The following is a 17,438-nucleotide window of genomic DNA, read 5'->3' as shown; positions in this document are numbered from 1 at the left end:
CGCTCACCCCGCCGCGGACGCCGGGTCCTTGTCCAGCCAGTCCAGGATCGCGTCGATCGGCTCCCGCCAGCGGGCGTCGAGCATCAGGTCGTGCCCCATGCCGGGGAAGAGCAGCGGCGCGGAGGCGTACCGCTGGGCAGCCCGGATCAGCGCGGACGCCGGCACGACCCGGTCGTCCGGGCTGCCCAGCACCAGCACCGGTGGCCGGCCCACCGCCGGCTCCGGCCCCCGGCCGGTCAGCAGCTGCCACTGCGCCCGCCGCCCGGCCCGGCCCAGCCGGGCCAGGTGCCGCCGGGCGTCGGCGTCGGGCAGCTCCCGGCTGAACAGCTGCCGCCGGTGCAGCCGCAGCCCGGCGCCGAAGACCGCCGGCAGGGTCCCGGCCGGATTGCGCCGCAACGCCGTGCCGAACGTCGCCCAGCCGCCGAGCACCGGCGCCACCAGCACCGCGGCCCGCGCCGGGTAGCGGGCCAGCGCGTGCGCCACGACCCGGGCGCCGGCGCCGTGCCCCACCAGCACCGCCTGCCGCGGCAGGCTCGCCGCCACCTGCGTCACGTCATGGGTGTACGAGCGCAGCGTCGCCTCCGGCGCCGGCTCGCTGCCGCCGTGCCCGCGCAGGCTCAGCGCGTACGCCGGGAAGCCGCGACCGGCGGCGTGCCCCAGCCAGTGCTCGGCGAACGCCCACGCGCCGTGACCGAAGCCGGGTACGAACAGCAGCGGCGGCTTCGCCTCCTCCCGCTCGGGTACGGCGGCGAGAACCTCGCGGCGGACGGCCCGCTCCGGCCGGGCCCACTCCCAGGACCGGACCACCCGCACACGCTCAACCGTCATTTGACACCCTCCAGCTCGTGCAGCGCCCGCTGGAGCGCACGCAGGTAGTCGGCGTGCCCGACCTCGAACCAGTGCCGGGTGCTGTCCTTGACCTTGGCCGAGTACCGCTCGCCGAGGCCCGCGCGGACCTTGCGTTCGAACGCGGCGGCCCGCTCCGGCCGGGTGGCGCGCAGCGTGAGCAGCCGGGCGAACAGCACGCTCTGCCAGTGCGAGATGGGGAAGATGCCGGAGTCCGGCTGCACCAGGCCGACCACGGCGAGCGTGGGATGCCCGGCGGTGAACGCGTTGAGCCACAGCCGGGGCCGCCCGGACCCGTCCTCGTCGCCGAGCACCTGTCCCTTGAGGAACTCGAAGCGCGGCAGGTAGCCGGTGGCGAAGACGACCAGCTCGGGGTCGATGCGCCGGCCGTCGGTCAGCTCGACCGCACGGTCGTCGAACCGGGCCACGTCGGGCACCGGCGTGACCTCGCCGTGCCCGACGTAGTAGACGAGCTGGCTGTTGGCGATCGGGTGCGTCTCGTAGACGCGGTGGTCGGGCTCGGGCATGCCGAACCGGGTCAGGTCGCCGACGGTCAGCCGCAGCGTCCAGTGGTAGAGCCACTGCCGTACCCGCAGTGGCACCCGCAGCGCCAGCAGCGTGTCGTTGACCTGGTCGGCGGGGCGGCCGAGGACGTACTTCGGGGCGTACCAGTAGCCGCGCCGGGTGGAGTGCCAGCAGTGCGACGCCTGCTGGGCCGCCTCGACCGCGATGTCGCAGCCGGTGTTGCCGGCGCCCACCACCAGCACCCGCTTGCCGCGCAGCTGCGCCGGGTCCTTGTAGGACGAGGCGTGCATGACCTCGCCCCGGAACTGCTCCAGCCCTTCGTAGCGGGGCAGCTTCGGCGACCAGTTGTGCCCGTTGGCGAGCACCACGGCGGCGTACCGGGAGGTGCGTTCGGGGCCGTAGCCGCCGGTGCTGCGCGTGGTCACGTCCCACCGGTCCCCCTCGACCGGCTCGACCCGGACCACCTCGGTGCCGAACCAGACGTGCTGGCGCAGGTCGAAGTGGTCGGCGTACCGCTCGAAGTAGGACAGCAGCTGGCTGTGGTGCGGGTAGTCCGGCCAGTCGTCCGGCATCGGGAAGTCGGGGAACTGGGTGAACGGCCGGGACGAGATCAGGTGCGTGCTGGCGTACACCGGGCTGCGGTCGTGCCGCCAGTTCCAGGCGCCGCCGACGCCTGTCTCCCGCTCGTAGCAGTCCACGCCGAAGCCGGCCTCGCGGAGGTTCTTGACGGCGGTCAGGCCGCTGGCGCCGGCGCCGATGACGCAGACCGTGTCACCCCGGTCGGAGACCGGGCGTTCGGCACGGCTCGATGCGACCGTGGAGTCCGGATCGGGGTGGCCGGGGTCGGTGGAGGAGGACACCGCGAAATCCTGCCGAGAATGCCAGCGGTTGTCCAGCCACCGATTTCGCCGCCGCCCACCCGCTCGACTCGCTTGACACAGCGTCACCGCCGACCCGGTCACCGAGCGTGAATGGACCGGCCGCGCCGGAGGCGTACCTCGTGCGCCCTTTGCTCTGCCGCCACGGACGCGGCACCGGCGGGAGCTGGCCTGACGCCTCTCGGCCGGCCGGCCGGGAGGCGGCCGCCGATCACGACAGGTAACTGATGCGCATGTGGCGGCAGAGCAAAGGCGGCGAAGCGGTTGTCCTGCCGGCCGCCGGGTCCGTGACCGTGCGTCACGGCCGGCGGTCCGCGGCCGTCAGGCGGTGGGCAGCAGCAGGTCCACCAGGACCGGGAAGTGGTCGCTGGCGCGACGGGTCAGCGGCGTGTCCACCACGTCGTAGTCGACCACTGTGATCCGGGGGTCGACGAACAGCGCGTCGATGCGGCGGCGCGGGTCGGCGCAGGAGAACGTGTGCCGGTCGGCCCGGTCGGCGGCCAGCGCCGCGTCGGTGAGCCCCTCGGCGACCGTCCGCCAGGCCGGCCCGTCCGGGCCCTCGTTGAGGTCCGCGCCGGCCACCACGGGCAGCGTGGACGCGGCCAGCTCCCGCTTGAACGCGGCCGCCTGCGCGGGCCGCTCGGCCGGGTCGGTGGACAGGTGCGAGCCGGCCAGCAGCACGTCGACGCCGCCGACCCGGCAGCGCGCGTACGCGGCGCCGCGCATGTGCCGCCCCGGCGTCAGCGGATAGCGCTGGCAGCTGGTGTCGGTGACCCGCACCCGCAGGCTGGTCAGCAGCACGTTGCCCAGCGACGGCAGGCCACCGGCCGCCACCACCATGCCGAACGACTCGGCGAGCGCGGCGCACTTCTGCCGCCACCGGAACCGGCGCGGTCCCTCCTGGACGATCACCACGTCCGGGTCCGCGCCCCGGACCACCTCGGCCAGCGCGGCGGTGTCGTCCCGCTGGCCGTGGACGTTGTACGACAGCACCCGCAGCGGCACACCCGAGTCCGTCATGTCAGATCCGCCGGGCCAGGTCGGCGGCGCCGATCACACCTGCGGTGTTGCCCAGCTCGGCCGGGCGTACCTCGGCGACGGGCAGGCGGCTGCGCTGGGCCAGCGCCTCGGCGAACGACCGGCGGGTCGGGCCGAGCAGCAGGTCGCCGGCGTCGATCACGCCGCCGCCCACCACCAGCACCTGCGGGTCGAGGATCTGCGCCATGTCGGCGAGGCTGGTGCCGAGCCAGCGGCCGACCTGGGCGAACGCCTCGGTGGAGACCGGGTCGCCGCCCTTGGCCGCGGCGGTCACCATCGGGCCGGTGATCGACTCGGCCTCGCCGTCGGCCAGCTCCAGCAGCGCGGTGGCCCGGTGCGGCTCCTGCCGGGCGGCGGCGCGGGCGAAGCGGACCAGGGCGCTGCCGCTGGCGTACTGCTCGATGCAGCCCAGCCGGCCGCAGCCGCACTGGTGGCCGTCCGGCACGGTGAGCATGTGCCCCAGCTCGGCGGCGATGCCGTTGGCGCCGCGGACCAGGCCGCCGCCGAGCACGATGCCGCCGCCGACGCCGGTGCCGATGGTGAACATGACCATCGAGTCGTCGGCGTCGCGGGCCGCGCCGTAGCGGAACTCCGCCCAGGCGGCCACGTTCCCGTCGTTCTCCACGATCACCGGCAGGCCGGTGGCGTCCCCGACGTACGTGCGCAGCGGCTCGTCCCGCCAGGCCAGGTTCGGGGCGAACAGCACGGTGGAGCGGGAGGCGTCGATCCAGCCGGCGGCGCCGATGCCGACCGCCTCGACGGCGTGCCCGGCGGCCAGTTCGGTGACCACCTCGATGATGACGTCGCGGGTCTTGGCCACGTCGTCGGCGGGGGTGTCCCGTCGCGTCTGCACGAGTACCGTGCCGGCGTCGTCCACGACACCGCCGGCCACCTTCGTGCCACCGACGTCGACTCCGATGGTCAGCGTCACCGCTGCCACTCCCCTCTGCTGTGCTGCCCGGGGACCGGCCGAACCAGCCGTACGGTCCCGGGATGTCCGGTGGTCAGGCCCCGTCGCCTGGTGCGTCCGCGCCCACCTCTCCGGACGCCCGCGAGGCGGGCACCACGGGACGGCCGGCCGGTGGCCGGCTCGTCGCCGGCTCCGGCGGCCCGGCGGCGTCGGCGGCGGCACCCGAATCGGCCGCGCCCTCCCCCCGGGTGGCGGCGGACCACACGTCCTGCTCGGGTGCCGGCTGAGAATCATGCCCGGTACGGGTCGCCTCGCGCCACACGTGGTCCCCGGATCCGTCCGCCGCGGCGGTGCCGTCGTCGGCGGTTCGCTCCGGCTCGGCGGGGGTGAACGCGCGCAGCAGGCTCGCCACGCCGGCCGCCAGGTCCCCGGCGCCGGTGGCGAGCCGCTCGGCGAATTCCGGACTCGGGTCGCGCAACGCGGCGATACCGCGACAGACGGGGCAGACACAGCATTCCGGCGAGCCGGTGGCGAAACCGGCGGGCGCGGGCGTCTCCGGAGCGGGCCCGGCGCCGGGCGGGGTGTGACCGAGGACACCGGAGAGGATCCCACCGAGCGGACCCCAGGCGCCGGAGCCGGGCGCGGCGGCGGCCATCTTCGCGCCGGCGAGCAGGGTGGCGACGAGGCGCTCGGCCTCTTCCCGGGCCGAACCCGGATCAGTGGTGCCCATGGTTCGGCTCCTCCAGCGTGACTACCGGGACGGTCGGGTCAGTGCGCCGCACCGGGTGCTTCTACCCGGCGCTTGAGCTGCTTCAACGCCGTATCCATGATCATTTTCTCGGCCTTGCGGCGGAACATGCCGAGCATCGCCACGGACAGCTCCACCTCCAGCGTGTAGGTCACCGTGGTCGTCCCGTCCGGGTTGCCCACCAGGTCGTACGACCCGCGCTGGGACCGCTGCATCTTCGACGGGGCGACCAGGCGCCACTCGATCCGGGAGATGTCCTCGGCGTACTCGTAGGCCAGCACGTACTCGTCGGCCAGCACGCCCGCGTCGAGGGTGAACCGGACCTGGCTGGCATAGCCGTCCTCGTACTCCTCGATCACCTCGGCCTCGCGTACCGCCTCGGTCCACTCGGGGTAACTGGGGAAGTCGCAGATGACGGCCGCCACCCGATCCGGTGACGCGCCGATGATGATCGACTGGGTGGAGGAGTCCGCCATGGGGGGAGGCTACCCGGCCGCGTCCCGCCCGGCGCCGCTCCACCCGCCGACGGGCCTCCCACCAGCCGGTCGGCCAACCTCCCTGGCCGACCCCCCGGGGTGTGCGGGTAGGTTTCGACAGAGCCGACCAGGCCGGCCCCCGCCGGTAGAGCACGAGGGAGTGCAGGTGCGCGAGTTCTCCGTCCCGCCGATCGTCACCGTCGGCGACGCGGCCAACCTGACCGACCCGGTCTGGGAAAACGCCGAGGTCGCCCCGGACACCGTGCAGTTCGTCCGTCCCGGCGCGGGGACGGCGCGCGAGGAGGTGACCTGCCGGCAGTTCCGCGACGAGGTGGTCGCGGTGGCCCGGGGCCTGATCGCGGCGGGCGTCTCCCCCGGCGACCGGGTCGGCCTGATGAGCCGCACCCGCTACGAGTGGACCCTGTTCGACTACGCGATCTGGGCCGCCGGCGCGGTCACCGTGCCGATCTACGAGACCTCCAGCGCCGAGCAGGCCGCCTGGATCCTCGGCGACTCCGGCGCCGTCGCCGTGGTGGTGGAGAGCACCGCGCACGCCACCCTGGTCGCCGGCGTCCGGGACCGGCTGCCCGAGCTGCGCGAGGTCTGGCAGATCGAGCTGGGCGCGGTGGACGACCTGGTCACCGCCGGCGAGGCGGTGGACCCGGCCGAGGTCGAGACGCGCCGTTCCATGCTCAAGGCCGGCGACGTCGCCACGATCATCTACACCAGCGGCACCACCGGCCGGCCGAAGGGCTGCGTGCTGACCCACCGCAACATCTACACCGACATCGCCAACGCGGTGCCGGTGCTGCCGAACCTGTTCCGCCCGGGCGCCTCGACGCTGCTGTTCCTGCCGCTCGCGCACGCCTTCGCCCGGCTCATCCAGGTCGGCGTGGTGCACGCCCGGGCCACCATGGCGCACTGCGCGGACACCAAGAACCTGGTCGCCGAGCTGCAGGACGTCAAGCCGACGTTCGTGCTCTCCGTACCCCGGGTCTTCGAGAAGGTCTACAACGGCGCGCGGCAGAAGGCCGAGTCCGAGGGGAAGGGCAAGATCTTCGACCGGGCGGAGAAGGTCGCCATCGCCTGGAGCGAGGCGCAGGAGCTGCCCGGCGGTCCCGGCCTGGGCCTGCGCGCGCAGCACGCCCTCTTCGACAAGCTGGTCTACCGCAAGCTGCGGGCGGCGATGGGCGGCCGGTGCCGCGACGCCATCTCCGGCGGCGCGCCGCTGGGCGCGCGCCTCGGGCACTTCTTCCGCGGCATCGGGGTGACCATCTGCGAGGGGTACGGCCTGACCGAGACCTCCCCGGCCGCCGCCGCGAACCTGCCCACCGGCACCCGGATCGGCACCGTCGGCCGCCCGCTGCCCGGCGTCACCATCCGGATCGAGGACGACGGCGAGGTCCTCATCGCCGGCGACATCGTCTTCCAGGGCTACTGGCACAACGAGGCGGCCACCGCCGAGGCGATCAGCGCCGACGGCTGGTTCCGCACCGGCGACCTCGGGCACCTCGACGAGGACGGCTACCTGAGCATCACCGGCCGCAAGAAGGAGATCATCGTGACCGCCGGCGGCAAGAACGTCGCCCCGGCGGTGCTGGAGGACCAGGTCCGGGCGCACCCGCTGATCAGCCAGTGCGTGGTGGTCGGCGACCGGCAGCCGTTCATCGCCGCGCTCGTCACCATCGACGAGGAGGCGCTGCCGAAGTGGCTCGCCGCGCAGGGCCGCCCGGAGACCACGAGCATCGCCGAGCTGCGCGAGGACGCGACGCTGCGCGCCGAGGTGCAGGGCGCGATCGACCAGGCCAACCAGGCGGTCTCCAAGGCCGAGGCGATCAAGGTGTTCCGGATCCTGCCGCAGGACTTCACCGAGACCACCGGTGAGCTGACCCCGTCGCTGAAGGTCAAGCGGCAGGTCGTGCACAAGACGTACGCCTCGGAGATCGCGGAGATCTACCAACGCTGACTACGATCCGTCACGTGCCCGCCTCCACATCCGGCCAGCCGCAGACGCAGCCCCTCGCGGTCGCGGCCCGCGCGGTCCTCCTCGCGCTGGTCGCCGCCCTGACCCTGTTCGCCACCCGCGACGCCGCCCAGCTCTGGTGGATCGCCCTGCTGGGCGTCGCGGGGCTGCCCGCCGTGCTCGCCCCACAGCACCGGCTGCTCACCCCGATCAGCAGGTTCGCCGAGGTGGTGGTGCTCGGGCTGGCCGCCAGCCAGGTCGCCGCCGACACCCACCTCACCGGTGTCACCGGCGGGGTGGGCGCCTCGGCGGTGCTGCCGTACCTCGCGGTGCCGGTCACCGTGACCGCGCTGAGCCGCCGGTTCCGCGAGGGCGCCGCGCTGCTCGCGGTGGCGGCGGCGACGCTCGTGGCGAGCGCCGCGTTCACCCGGGTCGACGGCGGCGCGCAGCTCGGTCAGGTCGGCTACCTGGCGGTCTGCGCCCAGTGGCTGATCCTGGCCGGTCTCGGCCTCTACACCGCCGGCACGCTCCAGCGCGTGATGCGGGTCCGCGGCGAGGGCAAACCCCAGCCGTACGCCGAGGCGACCCGGCTGCTCACCCAGTTGCGTACGGTCGCCCGCCAGCTGCCCGGCGCCACGCTCGACCCGGGCGGCATCTCCGAGCACCTGCTGGAGGAGCTGCGGGTGGTGGCGAAGACCGACCGGGGCGCGGTGCTCTCCGCCAGCGGCGGCGGCCGGCTGGTGGTGCTGGCCCAGATCGGCGCGGACCGGGTCGACTGGGAGACCACGCTCGACGCCGACTCGGCCATCGCCGACGCCTGGGCCAGCCAGCAGCCGACCGTCTCGTCCCGGTCGCAGGCCCGGTCCCGGCACTCCGGCGAGGTCTCCGCGCTGATCGTGCCGCTGGTGGCGGGCGTACGCACGGTCGGCCTGGTGGTGATCGAGGCGGACACCGCCGCCGCGTACCCGCCGCCGGTGGTGTCCCGGGTGACGGCGCTGACCGGCCCGGCGGCGCTGCGGCTGGAGGCGGCGCTGCTCTTCGACGAGGTGCGCTCGCTGGCGACCAACGAGGAGCGGCAGCGGCTGGCCCGGGAGATCCACGACGGGGTCGCCCAGGAACTGGTCATGGTCGGGTACGGCATCGACAACGCCCTGGCCACCGTGCACGAGGACGCCGACGAGACCGCCGACTCGCTGCGCACGCTGCGCCAGGAGGTGACCCGGGTGATCACCGAGCTGCGGCTGAGCCTGTTCGAGCTGCGCAGCGAGGTGGACCGGCACGGTGGCCTGGCCGCCGCCATCGCCGAGTACGCCCGCACCGTCGGCGCCTCCGGCGGCCTGCGGGTGCACCTGTCGCTGGACGAGTCCACCGCCCGGCTGCCGGCCGCGACCGAGGCCGAGTTGCTGCGCATCGCGCAGGAGGCGGTGACGAACGCCCGTAAGCACGCCGGCGCGTCGAATCTGTGGGTCACGTGCGAGGTGGATCCCCCGTACACCCGAATCGAAGTGTCGGATGACGGTCACGGCATCGGTGACCAGCGCCCGGACGGGCACTATGGCCTTGCGATCATGGCCGAGAGGGCGGAACGTATCCGAGGCCGGTTGGAGATCAGGCCACGTCGACCCAGTGGGACGACAGTGGCCGTGGTGCTCGGCTCGTCGCCCCGGCGCGATAAGGTGCGCGGCAGCGCCGCAGCAGCAGAAGGGGAGTAACCCGAGGATGACCAGCAGTCCGACACCGGCCACCCGTACCAAGGTTCTCCTAGTCGACGACCACGACCTCATCCGTAAGGGTCTTCGTCACGCGTTCGAGCGTGACCGTCAGTTCGAGGTCGTGGGCGAGGCCGCCACCGCCGCGGAGGGCGTGCGCCAGGCCGGCGCGCTCCAGCCCGACGTGGTGATCATGGACCTTCGCCTGCCCGACGGCAGCGGCCTGGAGGCCACCCGCGCCCTGCGCAAGTCCAGCGCGTCGATGGGCATCGTCGTGCTGACCATGTACGCCGGCGACGACCAGCTCTTCGGCGCCCTGGAAGCCGGCGCGAGCGCGTTCGTGCCGAAGACCGCGCCGGCCGACGAGGTGGTCGCCGCCGCCCGGCACGCCGCCTCCTCCCCCAGCGCGTTCACCGCCGCCGACCTGGCCGAGGCGATGAAGCGCCGGCTGGCCCCGTCCGGCCCGCAGCTGTCCCCCCGTGAGGGCCAGGTGCTGCGGCTGCTCGCCGACGGCATGAGCGTGGCGGGCATCGCCAAGCAGCTGTTCGTCAGCGAGTCGACCGCCAAGACCCACATCTCCAAGCTCTACGAGAAGCTGGGCGCCGCCAACCGGGCCCAGGCGCTGATGACCGCGCTGCGGCTGGGCCTGCTCGAGGCACCGGACGCGCCCAAGTTCTGAGGCATACCGCCGGAAGAGGCCCCGTCCACCGCGGACGCGGGCCTCTCCGGCGTCGTGGGTGCGGCTGACCGCGTACGGTGAACGGCCGGACGCATAGCGACGACGGTCTTTGCACCACGACGGCGGAGGGGCAGAATACCCGGGTGATCCGCGCGGCGGTGACCACCGCGCGCCGTCGACACCCGAGGGGCAGGACATGCAGCGGCCGGACTGGGCACCCGAGACGATCGACATCGAACGCCCCAGCGTCGCCCGCATGTACGACTACTACCTCGGCGGCTCGCACAACTTCGCCGCCGACCGGGCGGCCGCCCGCGCGATGGTGGAGGCGGTGCCGGAGGCGCCACTGATGGCCCAGGCCAACCGCGCGTTCCTGCGCCGGGCCGTGCAGTACCTCGCCCAGGCCGGCGTCCGCCAGTTCCTCGACATCGGCTCCGGCATCCCCACCGTCGGCAACGTGCACGAGATCGCCCAGCGGATCGACGGGCAGTCGCGCGTCGTCTACGTCGACGTGGACCCGGTGGCGGTGGCGCACAGCCAGGAGATCCTGGCCGGCAACGAGCACGCCACCGTGCTCCAGGAGGACCTGCGCCGCCCGGAGGCGATCCTGACCCATCCGGAGGTCACCCGGCTGCTGGACTTCAGCCGTCCGGTCGCGGTGATGATCGTGGCGGTGCTGCACTTCATCCCGGACAGCGACCGCCCCGAGGAGATCCTGCGGACGCTGCGCGGAGCACTGGCGCCCGGCAGCCACCTGGTGCTCTCCCAGGCCAGCGAGGAGGGCCGCGACGGCACCGGCGAGCGGGCCGAGGCGGAGCGGGTCTACCGGCGCACCGACAGCCAGCTCTGGATCCGCAGCCGGGCCGAGCTGACCGCGCTGTTCGACGGCTTCGAACTGGTCGACCCGGGTGTGGTGTGGGTGCCGCAGTGGCGGCCGGACTCCCCCGACCAGGCCGAGAACGCCGAGCGGGCCGTGTTCATGGGCGGGGTCGGGCGGCTCGGTGGGTGACGACGCGGCCCGCAGCAGGCCCGGCGTGTTCGCCCGGGCCTGGGCCAAGGCGGTGTCCGGCACCAGCTACCTGCCGATGACCCAGTCGCAGCTGGAGGAGATGCTGCAACGGCTCACCGAACGGCTGGCCCAGGCGCTGCGTGCCGAGCCGTTCGACCTGCGGATCGGCCAGCAGGTCGGCGCGGAGCTGGTGCAGGCGCACATCGCCTCCGCCGAAGGGCTGGGCCGCACCGTCGAGGTGATCCAGCTGCGCCTGGTCCGCGACCTCGACCTGGTCGTCGACGACGTCGAGGACCGGATGGCCCGGCTGCTCGCCACCGTCGCCACCGGGTACGCCCGCGCGCTGCGCGACCGCACGCTCGACGAGCAGGAGTCCATCCGCCGGGCCGCCATGATGGCCCGTGCGCAGGCGGAACGGGCGCTGCGCGACAGCGAGGCCCGGTTCCGGCACCAGGCCACCCACGACCCGCTCACCGGCCTGCCCAACCGCACGCTGTTCACCGAGCGGCTGGCCGCCGCGATCAACCGGGGCGCCGACCGGGTCGGCGTCTGCTTCCTGGACCTGGACCGGTTCAAGGTCGTCAACGACTCCCTCGGCCACCAGGTCGGCGACTCGTTGCTGGTCGCGGTGGCGCAGCGGCTGCACGAGGCGCTCGGCGAGCATCTGGTGGCCCGGCTCGGCGGCGACGAGTTCGTGATCCTGATCGAGCGCACGACCGGCACCGACGACGCGGTGCAGGTCGCCGAGGCGGCGCTGGCCGCGGTACGCGAGCCGGCGCTGGTCGACGGCCACGAGCTGACCGTCTCGGCGAGCATCGGCATCGTGGAGCGCCCGGTCGCGGGCACCTCCCCGATGGAGCTGATGCGCGCGGCCGACAGCACGCTGCACTGGGCCAAGGCCGCGGGCGGGGCCCGCTGGTCGCTGTTCGACGCCGACCGCAACCGCCGCGACCTGGCCCGGTACGCGCTGTCCGCGGCCATCCCCGCCGCCCTGGACCGGGGCGAGTTCTACCTCGACTACCAGCCGCTGACGTCCCTGCGCGACGGGCGGGTCCTCGGCATGGAGGCGCTGGTCCGCTGGCGCCACCCCGAACTGGGCGTGCTGCGGCCGGACAGCTTCATCCCGCTGGCCGAGGAGACCGGGCTGATCGTCCCGCTCGGCAGCTGGGTGCTGGCCGAGGCGTGCCGCGAGGCGGGCACCTGGTCGGCGGTCGACGGCGACGCGCCGTTCGTCAGCGTCAACCTCGCCGTACGCCAGTTGCACCGGGCCGACCTGGTGCCCGAGGTACGCGGCGTGCTCGGCCGCACCGGCCTGCCGCCGCGCCGGCTGCAACTGGAGATCACCGAGAGCACCATGATGAGCACCGTGGTCGAGCCGGTGCGGGCGCTGCGGGTGCTCGGTGACCTGGGGGTCCGGGTCGCCATCGATGACTTCGGCACCGGCTACTGCAACCTCGCGTACCTGCGGGACCTGCCGGTCGACGAGCTGAAGGTGGCCGGTGAGTTCGTCACCGGCCTGCGCGCGCCGGACAGCGGCACCGACGAGCGGATCCTCGCCTCGCTCGTGTCGCTGGCGCACGCGCTGGACCTGACCGTCACCGCCGAGGGCGTGGAGACGGCCGACCAGGCGGACCGGCTGCGCGCGATCGGCTGCGACGCCGGGCAGGGCTGGCACTTCGGCCGCCCCGGCCCGGCGGCGCCGCACCTGGGCCGGGTGCCCGTGCACGTCGAAGCCGTCTCCTGAGGCGGCTCGGCGGTCGTGCCGGAGCCGCTTGCGGGTCGCGGGGGCGGCGGTCAGCCGGCCAGCAGCGCGGCCATCCGCTGCGCCTGCGTCTCCCAGCGCCACTCCCGTTCCACCCAGGCCCGGCCGGCGGCGCCGAACTGCCGGGCCAGGTCCCGGTCGGCGAGCAGCGTGGCCACCCGGTCGGCGAGCTGGGCCACGTCCCGGCCGCCGACCACGTACCCGGTCTCGCCGTCGCGGACCGCGTCCGGCGCGCCCCCGGAGTCGCCGGCCACCACCGGCAGCCCGGTGGCGCCCGCCTCCAGGTAGACGATCCCGAGGCCCTCCACGTCCAGGCCCCGGTTACGGGTGCGGCAGGGCATCGCGTACACGTCACCGGCCGCGTAGTGGGCGGGCAGGTCGGCCGACGGCACCGAACCGGTGAACACCACGTCCTGTTCCAGCCCGCTCTGCCGGGCCAGCTTCTCCAGCGTCGAGCGGTACGGTCCGCCGCCGACCACCAGCAGCGCGGCGCCGGGCACCCGGCGGCGGATCTCCGGCAGCGCGCGGATCAGCATGTCCTGGCCCTTGCGGGGCACCAGCCGCGACACGCACACCACCACCGGCCGGTCGGCCAGCCCGAGCCGTTCGCGGACCTTCGTGCCGTCGACGTCCGGGTGGTAGGTGTCCACGTCCACGCCGGGCGCGAGCCGCCGCAGCTCGGTCAGCCCGTCCAGCACGCGCGCCAGCCGCGTCCGGGTGTACTCGCCGAGGTAGGTGGTCACGTCCACGCCCCGGCCGATGCGGCGCAGGGCCGAGCGGGCGCCGGGCAGCGCCGCCCATCCCACCTCGTGCCCGTGGGTCAACGCCACCACCCGGCGGATCCCGGACCGCCGCCGCAGGCCCGCCGCGAGCAGCCCCAGCGGGGCCGCCGCGCCGAACCAGACCGTGTCGCAGTCGTACGAGCGGGCCAGCCGCGCCGCCCGCCGCGCGATCAGCGGCGTGGGCAGCAGCACCCGGGTACGTTCCCGCACCACCTCGAACGGCTGGTCGGCGTCGAACTTCTCCGCCCCGCGCCAGCTCGACGCGTAGACCACCACCGAGCCGGGCTGCTGTCGCACCGCGAGGTTGTGCACGAAGGACTGGATGCCACCGGGGCGCGGCGGGAAGTCGTTGGTGATCAGCAAGGTGCGGCTCATCGGCCGGACTCCCTGGCATAGGCGCGGGCGGCTGCCATCCGCTCCACGGTGGACGGGTGGGTCGCCGACCAGAGGTGCTCCCAGCGCGGCGGGTCGGGGTCGGCCAGGTTCACCCCGGCCAGCCGGCGCTGCATCGCCTCGAACGTCGCCGGGTCGCCGGTGAGCGCCAGCGCGTGGGCGTCGGCGCGGGCCTCGATCCGGCGGGAGACCAGCGCCTGCACCGGCGTGGTGAGCAGCCCGGCGACCGTGACCAGCGCGATCAGCAGCGGGAACGCCCGCGGCTGGGCGATCGAGTCGACGCCGGCGAGCCGCAGCAGCGGCGTCCAGGAGCCGATCAGGTAGAGCGCCACCACCGCGGCGGCGGCGCCGAGCGCGCCGAGCAGCGTGCCGGTCCACACGTCCCGGTCCTTGGCGTGCCCCAGCTCGTGGGCGACCACGCTCGTCACCTCGGCCGGCTCCGCCTCGCGCAGCAGCGTGTCGTAGACCACCACCCGCCGCGTCGGCCCGAGCCCGGAGACGTACGCGTTCACCGCCCGGGTGCGCCGCGACGCGTCGGCGACGAGCACGTCGCGCACCGGTACGCCGTCCCGGGCCGCCATCGCGGTCAGCTCGCTGCGCAGCGGGCCCGGCTCCATCGGGGTGAACCGGTTGAACACCGGCTCGACGAGCACCGGCAGCACGAACGACAGCACCACCACCAGCGCCGCCGCGCCGGCCGCGCCGAACGCCCACCACCAGCGCGGGGCCAGCCGGACCACGGTGTAGAAGCCGAGCAGCACCAGCGCGCCGATCACGGCGCTGACCGCGTACGACTTGAGCAGGTCGACCGCCCAGCCGCCCCAGCTCTGGGTGCTCAGCCCGTAGCGGACCAGCACGGTGCGCCGCCAGGCCGCGAACGGCAGGGTGAGCAGGTCGGCGAGGAACATGACGGCCAGCCCGCCGAGCACCGCCTGCGCGATCCAGTGCCCGCCGAAGGGCCGGCCGGCCAGTTCGACCAGGCGTCCGCCCAGCGGGGTCAGGCCGAGCAGCAACGCCACCACCAGCCCGACCACCAGCGCCGACCAGGCCGCCGGGCGCAGCGCGCCGTGGAACGCGCGGCCCCGGGTCACCTGTTCGGCCGGAAGGTCACGCAGCGCCGCGAGCTGGTCGGCTCGGGGCGCGGGCGGCCGGCTCCACGGCACCAGAAGCGCCACCGCCACGAGCAGCGCCACCGCCAGGCCGGCCAGGGTCAGCAGGGCCCACGCGCGCGGGGTCACCGCTCCACCCCGCCGTCGTGCCCGGTCCGCGTCATCCCGCCCCCTCCCGCCGTGACCGCTCATCCTATTGCCCGGCCGCGCAAGCGAGACCGTGCCCGCCCCGCGGCCCCGCCCCGCCCCGCCCCCGCGCGGCCCCAGCCCGCCCCGCGCGCCGATCTTGGAGTTGTGGCGGCTGACAAACGTGGCTACTCGGACATCCTGGGCACCACAACTCCAAGATCGGCGGCCGTTGCCGGGGCGGGGACGAGAAGGAGCGTCAGATGTGGCTGGGATCCAGACTCGGGGGATCGAGGAGCAGCGCATGCCAGGGTGGGCCGGCGCGGCAGACGGCGGCCCGGGCCCGATCGACATGCGGTGGACGGGGTGATCCCGGCGGCCGGCCTGAGCACCCCGGGGCAGCGTTCCTTCAGCGGCAGGCGGAAGCCAGCGGGCGGCGGGCAGCGGGCGGCGGGCAGCGGGCGGCGGGCAGCGGGCGGCGGGCAGCGGGCGGCGGGCAGCGGGCGGCGGGCAGCGGGCAGCGAGCGGCGGGCAGCGGGCGGCGGGCGGCGGGCGGCGTCAGGCGACCCGGCGGCGACGGCCGGGGCGGCGGGGCATCGGCGCCAGCGCCTCGGCGGGCGCGGGTGGTGGTAGCACCTCGACCTCGAACCCGGCCCGCGCGAACACCTCGATCGCCCGGTGCTCGGCCGGGCCCAGGTCGGCCGGGTCGGAGTCGAGCAGTGCGGTCACCAGGCAGCCGGAGCAGCCGGCGCCACGGTTGCCGCAGGTGTCGCAGTCGATCAGCATCAACGCCTCCTGACGGGTCGCCGGTGGCGCTCGGGGAAGGGACCACCACCGTCGGTCACCAGAACGCTAACGCCCCGGTACGACAGAACCGGACAACGAGGCAGCACCCGCCGCGAACCAGAACCAGTACGCCGAAGTGGCGCGATCAGCACGCGCCCCACCCCACCACTCCCCCGATCTGGAGTCGATCAAGGGGGAGAGAGAAGGCTCAGGAGCGGGCCAGGCGCCGCAGCAGCGAGTCGGCGCCCAGCGGGTACGCGCCGTGCCGGCGTACCCCGTCGGCGACCTCGCGGTCGGAGGAGACCACGACCACCGGCCGCCCGGCCGGCTCGGCGCGGACCAGCCGGCGGATCAGCTCGTCCGCGGTCTCGCCCTTGCGGGAGAACAGCACCCGCACGCCGCGCGGCGCCGGGGGCAGGCCGTGGATCCGCTCGGCGCCGTCGAAGACCACTGTGACCTCGTCCCCGGTCTGCGCGGCGATCCCGCCCAGCCCGGTGATCAGCCGTTTGCGCTGCTGCTCCAGCGACATCTCGCCGAAGCCCCGCTTCGTCACGTTGTAACCGTCCACCACCAGGTGTGCCCGGGGCAGCGCGAGCAACTGGTCGAGGCGGGCCGGGTCGTCGGTGTCGCGGGCCCGCGTCGACGGGCCGGCCTGCGCGGCGCCCGGCTGCTCGGCGAACGCGTCGGCGACGAAGTCGGCCGGAAGCTTGTCCACCGGGTCGAGCGCCAGCTCGCGGCGCAGCCCGACCGCGGCCTGGCCGATCGTCTCCAGCAGCAGCCACAGCCGGGCGTCGTCGACCGACCGGGCCTCCTTGGCGCTGGCCCGGGCCACGCCGGCGGCGGCCTCCGCCTCGGCCAGCCGGGCTCGGGCGCGGCGCAGCTCGGCGTCCGCGTCGGCCGCCGCGCGGGCCGCCCGGCCCCGCTCGGTGGCGAGCAGTTCGGTGGCCTTGCGCTCGCGGGCCTGGGTCTCCCGCAGGGTACGGGCGAGCTGGCGCGCCTCCTCGCGGAGCTGACCCAGCTCCTCGCGGACCCGGGCCAGCTCGTCGCGCAGCTTCTCCGCCTCCACCCGGGCCACCGCCCGGTCGTGCTCGGCGCGGGCGGCCCGCTGCTCGGCCTCGCGGACCAGTTCGGCCACCACAGCGCTGTCGGCCTCGGCGCGTACCGCCTCGCCGCTGGCCTCGATCAGTTCCCGCCAGCCCCGGGGCCGGGCCAGGTAGGCCAGCGCGGCCACCTCGACCGGGTCGGCCGCGGCCGGGGCGGTGCCCTCCACCACCGCCGCGCCGAGGTCGCCGGCGTCGGCGAGCACCCGGGCGGTGACCCGCTGCCGGAACAGCGGGTCGGCGGTGAGCTGGGCGGCGATCGCGGGCGCGCCGAGCCGGGCGCGGCGGTTCGGGGCGAACTTGGCGACCCGCCGCAGCGGCACCGGCACCTCGTCGGCGGGCAGGCCGGGCAGCACGGCCGCGGTGAGCGTCACGATCCGCTGCCGGACCGGTTCGGGCAGGGTGGGCTCGGGCTCGACCGGGGTCGGCGCGTCCTCACCGGTGCCGGGCACGCCGAGGACCGGCTCCTCCGCGGAGGAGTGGTCGTCGTGCGGCTCGGTGAGGGGCATGAGGCAAGTCTCCCACCCCGAACGGGCCCACCGCCCGGTGAGTGAGCCGATCTCTCATCGTACCCCCGTGGTATCTCCTGGGGCCGCAGT

15 protein-coding genes are annotated in these 17,438 nt (G+C 74.8%); 5 read left to right on the top strand and 10 right to left on the bottom strand.

All coding sequences use genetic code 11. From position 1 onward, the window contains the following. Nucleotides 1-3 precede the first annotated feature (3 nt). The 6 genes from A4R25_RS00170 to A4R25_RS00145 all read right to left on the bottom strand — a co-directional run bounded on the left by A4R25_RS00170 (nucleotide 4) and on the right by A4R25_RS00145 (nucleotide 5,421). The gene (locus A4R25_RS00170; RefSeq protein ID WP_064445189.1) at nucleotides 4-828 is read right to left on the bottom strand and encodes an alpha/beta hydrolase; all 825 of its coding nucleotides are present in this window, start codon (nucleotides 826-828) and stop codon (nucleotides 4-6) included. Then, the gene (locus A4R25_RS00165; protein WP_064445188.1) at nucleotides 825-2,231 is read right to left on the bottom strand and encodes an NAD(P)/FAD-dependent oxidoreductase; all 1,407 of its coding nucleotides are present in this window, start codon (nucleotides 2,229-2,231) and stop codon (nucleotides 825-827) included. The genes A4R25_RS00170 and A4R25_RS00165 overlap by 4 nt, the downstream gene beginning before the upstream one ends. A gap of 339 nt (nucleotides 2,232-2,570) precedes the next feature. Beyond that, on the bottom strand, nucleotides 2,571-3,269 hold the full coding sequence (locus A4R25_RS00160; RefSeq protein ID WP_064445187.1) for an endonuclease/exonuclease/phosphatase family protein: 699 nt from the start codon (nucleotides 3,267-3,269) through the stop codon (nucleotides 2,571-2,573). A gap of 1 nt (nucleotide 3,270) precedes the next feature. Continuing rightward, the gene (locus tag A4R25_RS00155) at nucleotides 3,271-4,218 is read right to left on the bottom strand and encodes an ROK family glucokinase (RefSeq protein ID WP_030500161.1); all 948 of its coding nucleotides are present in this window, start codon (nucleotides 4,216-4,218) and stop codon (nucleotides 3,271-3,273) included. A 73-nt stretch (nucleotides 4,219-4,291) separates the two neighbouring features. Further along, nucleotides 4,292-4,927 carry a hypothetical protein gene (locus tag A4R25_RS00150; RefSeq protein WP_043329396.1) on the bottom strand — a complete coding sequence of 212 codons (636 nt, stop codon included), beginning with the start codon at nucleotides 4,925-4,927 and terminating at the stop codon, nucleotides 4,292-4,294. Between the two features lie 38 nt (nucleotides 4,928-4,965). Then, nucleotides 4,966-5,421 (bottom strand): SRPBCC family protein, encoded by a 456-nt coding sequence (locus A4R25_RS00145; protein WP_043329393.1) that lies wholly within the window; start codon nucleotides 5,419-5,421, stop codon nucleotides 4,966-4,968. Nucleotides 5,422-5,587: 166 nt separating this feature from the next. On the opposite strand from A4R25_RS00145, the gene A4R25_RS00140 reads away from it, so the two are divergent. From A4R25_RS00140 to A4R25_RS00120, 5 genes are all read left to right on the top strand, one after another. Further along, on the top strand, nucleotides 5,588-7,387 hold the full coding sequence (locus A4R25_RS00140; protein ID WP_064446408.1) for a long-chain fatty acid--CoA ligase: 1,800 nt from the start codon (nucleotides 5,588-5,590) through the stop codon (nucleotides 7,385-7,387). 14 nt (nucleotides 7,388-7,401) lie between these two features. Further along, nucleotides 7,402-9,096: a GAF domain-containing sensor histidine kinase gene (locus A4R25_RS00135; RefSeq protein ID WP_043329391.1), complete on the top strand. Its 1,695-nt coding sequence runs from the start codon at nucleotides 7,402-7,404 to the stop codon at nucleotides 9,094-9,096. Between the two features lie 7 nt (nucleotides 9,097-9,103). Then, nucleotides 9,104-9,772, top strand: a complete 669-nt coding sequence (locus A4R25_RS00130) for a response regulator transcription factor (RefSeq protein WP_013287678.1) — start codon at nucleotides 9,104-9,106, stop codon at nucleotides 9,770-9,772. A gap of 196 nt (nucleotides 9,773-9,968) precedes the next feature. Further along, nucleotides 9,969-10,781 carry an SAM-dependent methyltransferase gene (locus A4R25_RS00125; RefSeq protein ID WP_043329389.1) on the top strand — a complete coding sequence of 271 codons (813 nt, stop codon included), beginning with the start codon at nucleotides 9,969-9,971 and terminating at the stop codon, nucleotides 10,779-10,781. Between the two features lie 76 nt (nucleotides 10,782-10,857). Further along, complete coding sequence (locus A4R25_RS00120) at nucleotides 10,858-12,525, top strand: bifunctional diguanylate cyclase/phosphodiesterase (RefSeq protein ID WP_205797365.1); 1,668 nt, start codon at nucleotides 10,858-10,860, stop codon at nucleotides 12,523-12,525. Between the two features lie 50 nt (nucleotides 12,526-12,575). On the opposite strand, the gene A4R25_RS00115 is transcribed toward A4R25_RS00120, so the two are convergent. The 4 genes from A4R25_RS00115 to A4R25_RS00100 all read right to left on the bottom strand — a co-directional run bounded on the left by A4R25_RS00115 (nucleotide 12,576) and on the right by A4R25_RS00100 (nucleotide 17,348). Continuing rightward, nucleotides 12,576-13,700: a glycosyltransferase family 4 protein gene (locus A4R25_RS00115; protein WP_064445186.1), complete on the bottom strand. Its 1,125-nt coding sequence runs from the start codon at nucleotides 13,698-13,700 to the stop codon at nucleotides 12,576-12,578. Beyond that, nucleotides 13,697-14,956 carry a M48 family metallopeptidase gene (locus tag A4R25_RS00110; protein ID WP_064445185.1) on the bottom strand — a complete coding sequence of 420 codons (1,260 nt, stop codon included), beginning with the start codon at nucleotides 14,954-14,956 and terminating at the stop codon, nucleotides 13,697-13,699. The genes A4R25_RS00115 and A4R25_RS00110 overlap by 4 nt, the downstream gene beginning before the upstream one ends. Nucleotides 14,957-15,511: 555 nt before the next feature. Then, nucleotides 15,512-15,739 (bottom strand): hypothetical protein, encoded by a 228-nt coding sequence (locus tag A4R25_RS00105; RefSeq protein WP_043329386.1) that lies wholly within the window; start codon nucleotides 15,737-15,739, stop codon nucleotides 15,512-15,514. Between the two features lie 208 nt (nucleotides 15,740-15,947). Next, a complete protein-coding gene (locus tag A4R25_RS00100; protein ID WP_064445184.1) occupies nucleotides 15,948-17,348 on the bottom strand; it encodes an NYN domain-containing protein in 1,401 nt (466 codons plus the stop codon). Nucleotides 17,349-17,438 lie beyond the last annotated feature (90 nt).

The sequence above is a fragment of the Micromonospora sp. NBRC 110037 genome, assembly GCF_001652995.1.
Taxonomy (GTDB): domain Bacteria; phylum Actinomycetota; class Actinomycetes; order Mycobacteriales; family Micromonosporaceae; genus Micromonospora; species Micromonospora chalcea.
The sequence above is the reverse complement of the archived record's forward strand: the minus strand, read 5'-3'. Positions and strand labels throughout refer to the sequence as shown.

What these genes read in the sequence shown, in the direction of transcription:
- A4R25_RS00150 (WP_043329396.1), bottom strand. Translation starts at nt 4,927, where the DNA reads ATGGGCACCACTGATCCGGGTTCGGCCCGGGAAGAGGCCGAGCGCCTC.
- A4R25_RS00100 (WP_064445184.1), bottom strand. Translation starts at nt 17,348, where the DNA reads ATGCCCCTCACCGAGCCGCACGACGACCACTCCTCCGCGGAGGAGCCG.
- A4R25_RS00160 (WP_064445187.1), bottom strand. Translation starts at nt 3,269, where the DNA reads ATGACGGACTCGGGTGTGCCGCTGCGGGTGCTGTCGTACAACGTCCAC.
- A4R25_RS00120 (WP_205797365.1), top strand. Translation starts at nt 10,858, where the DNA reads ATGACCCAGTCGCAGCTGGAGGAGATGCTGCAACGGCTCACCGAACGG.
- A4R25_RS00170 (WP_064445189.1), bottom strand. Translation starts at nt 828, where the DNA reads ATGACGGTTGAGCGTGTGCGGGTGGTCCGGTCCTGGGAGTGGGCCCGG.
- A4R25_RS00125 (WP_043329389.1), top strand. Translation starts at nt 9,969, where the DNA reads ATGCAGCGGCCGGACTGGGCACCCGAGACGATCGACATCGAACGCCCC.
- A4R25_RS00115 (WP_064445186.1), bottom strand. Translation starts at nt 13,700, where the DNA reads ATGAGCCGCACCTTGCTGATCACCAACGACTTCCCGCCGCGCCCCGGT.
- A4R25_RS00105 (WP_043329386.1), bottom strand. Translation starts at nt 15,739, where the DNA reads ATGCTGATCGACTGCGACACCTGCGGCAACCGTGGCGCCGGCTGCTCC.
- A4R25_RS00130 (WP_013287678.1), top strand. Translation starts at nt 9,104, where the DNA reads ATGACCAGCAGTCCGACACCGGCCACCCGTACCAAGGTTCTCCTAGTC.
- A4R25_RS00145 (WP_043329393.1), bottom strand. Translation starts at nt 5,421, where the DNA reads ATGGCGGACTCCTCCACCCAGTCGATCATCATCGGCGCGTCACCGGAT.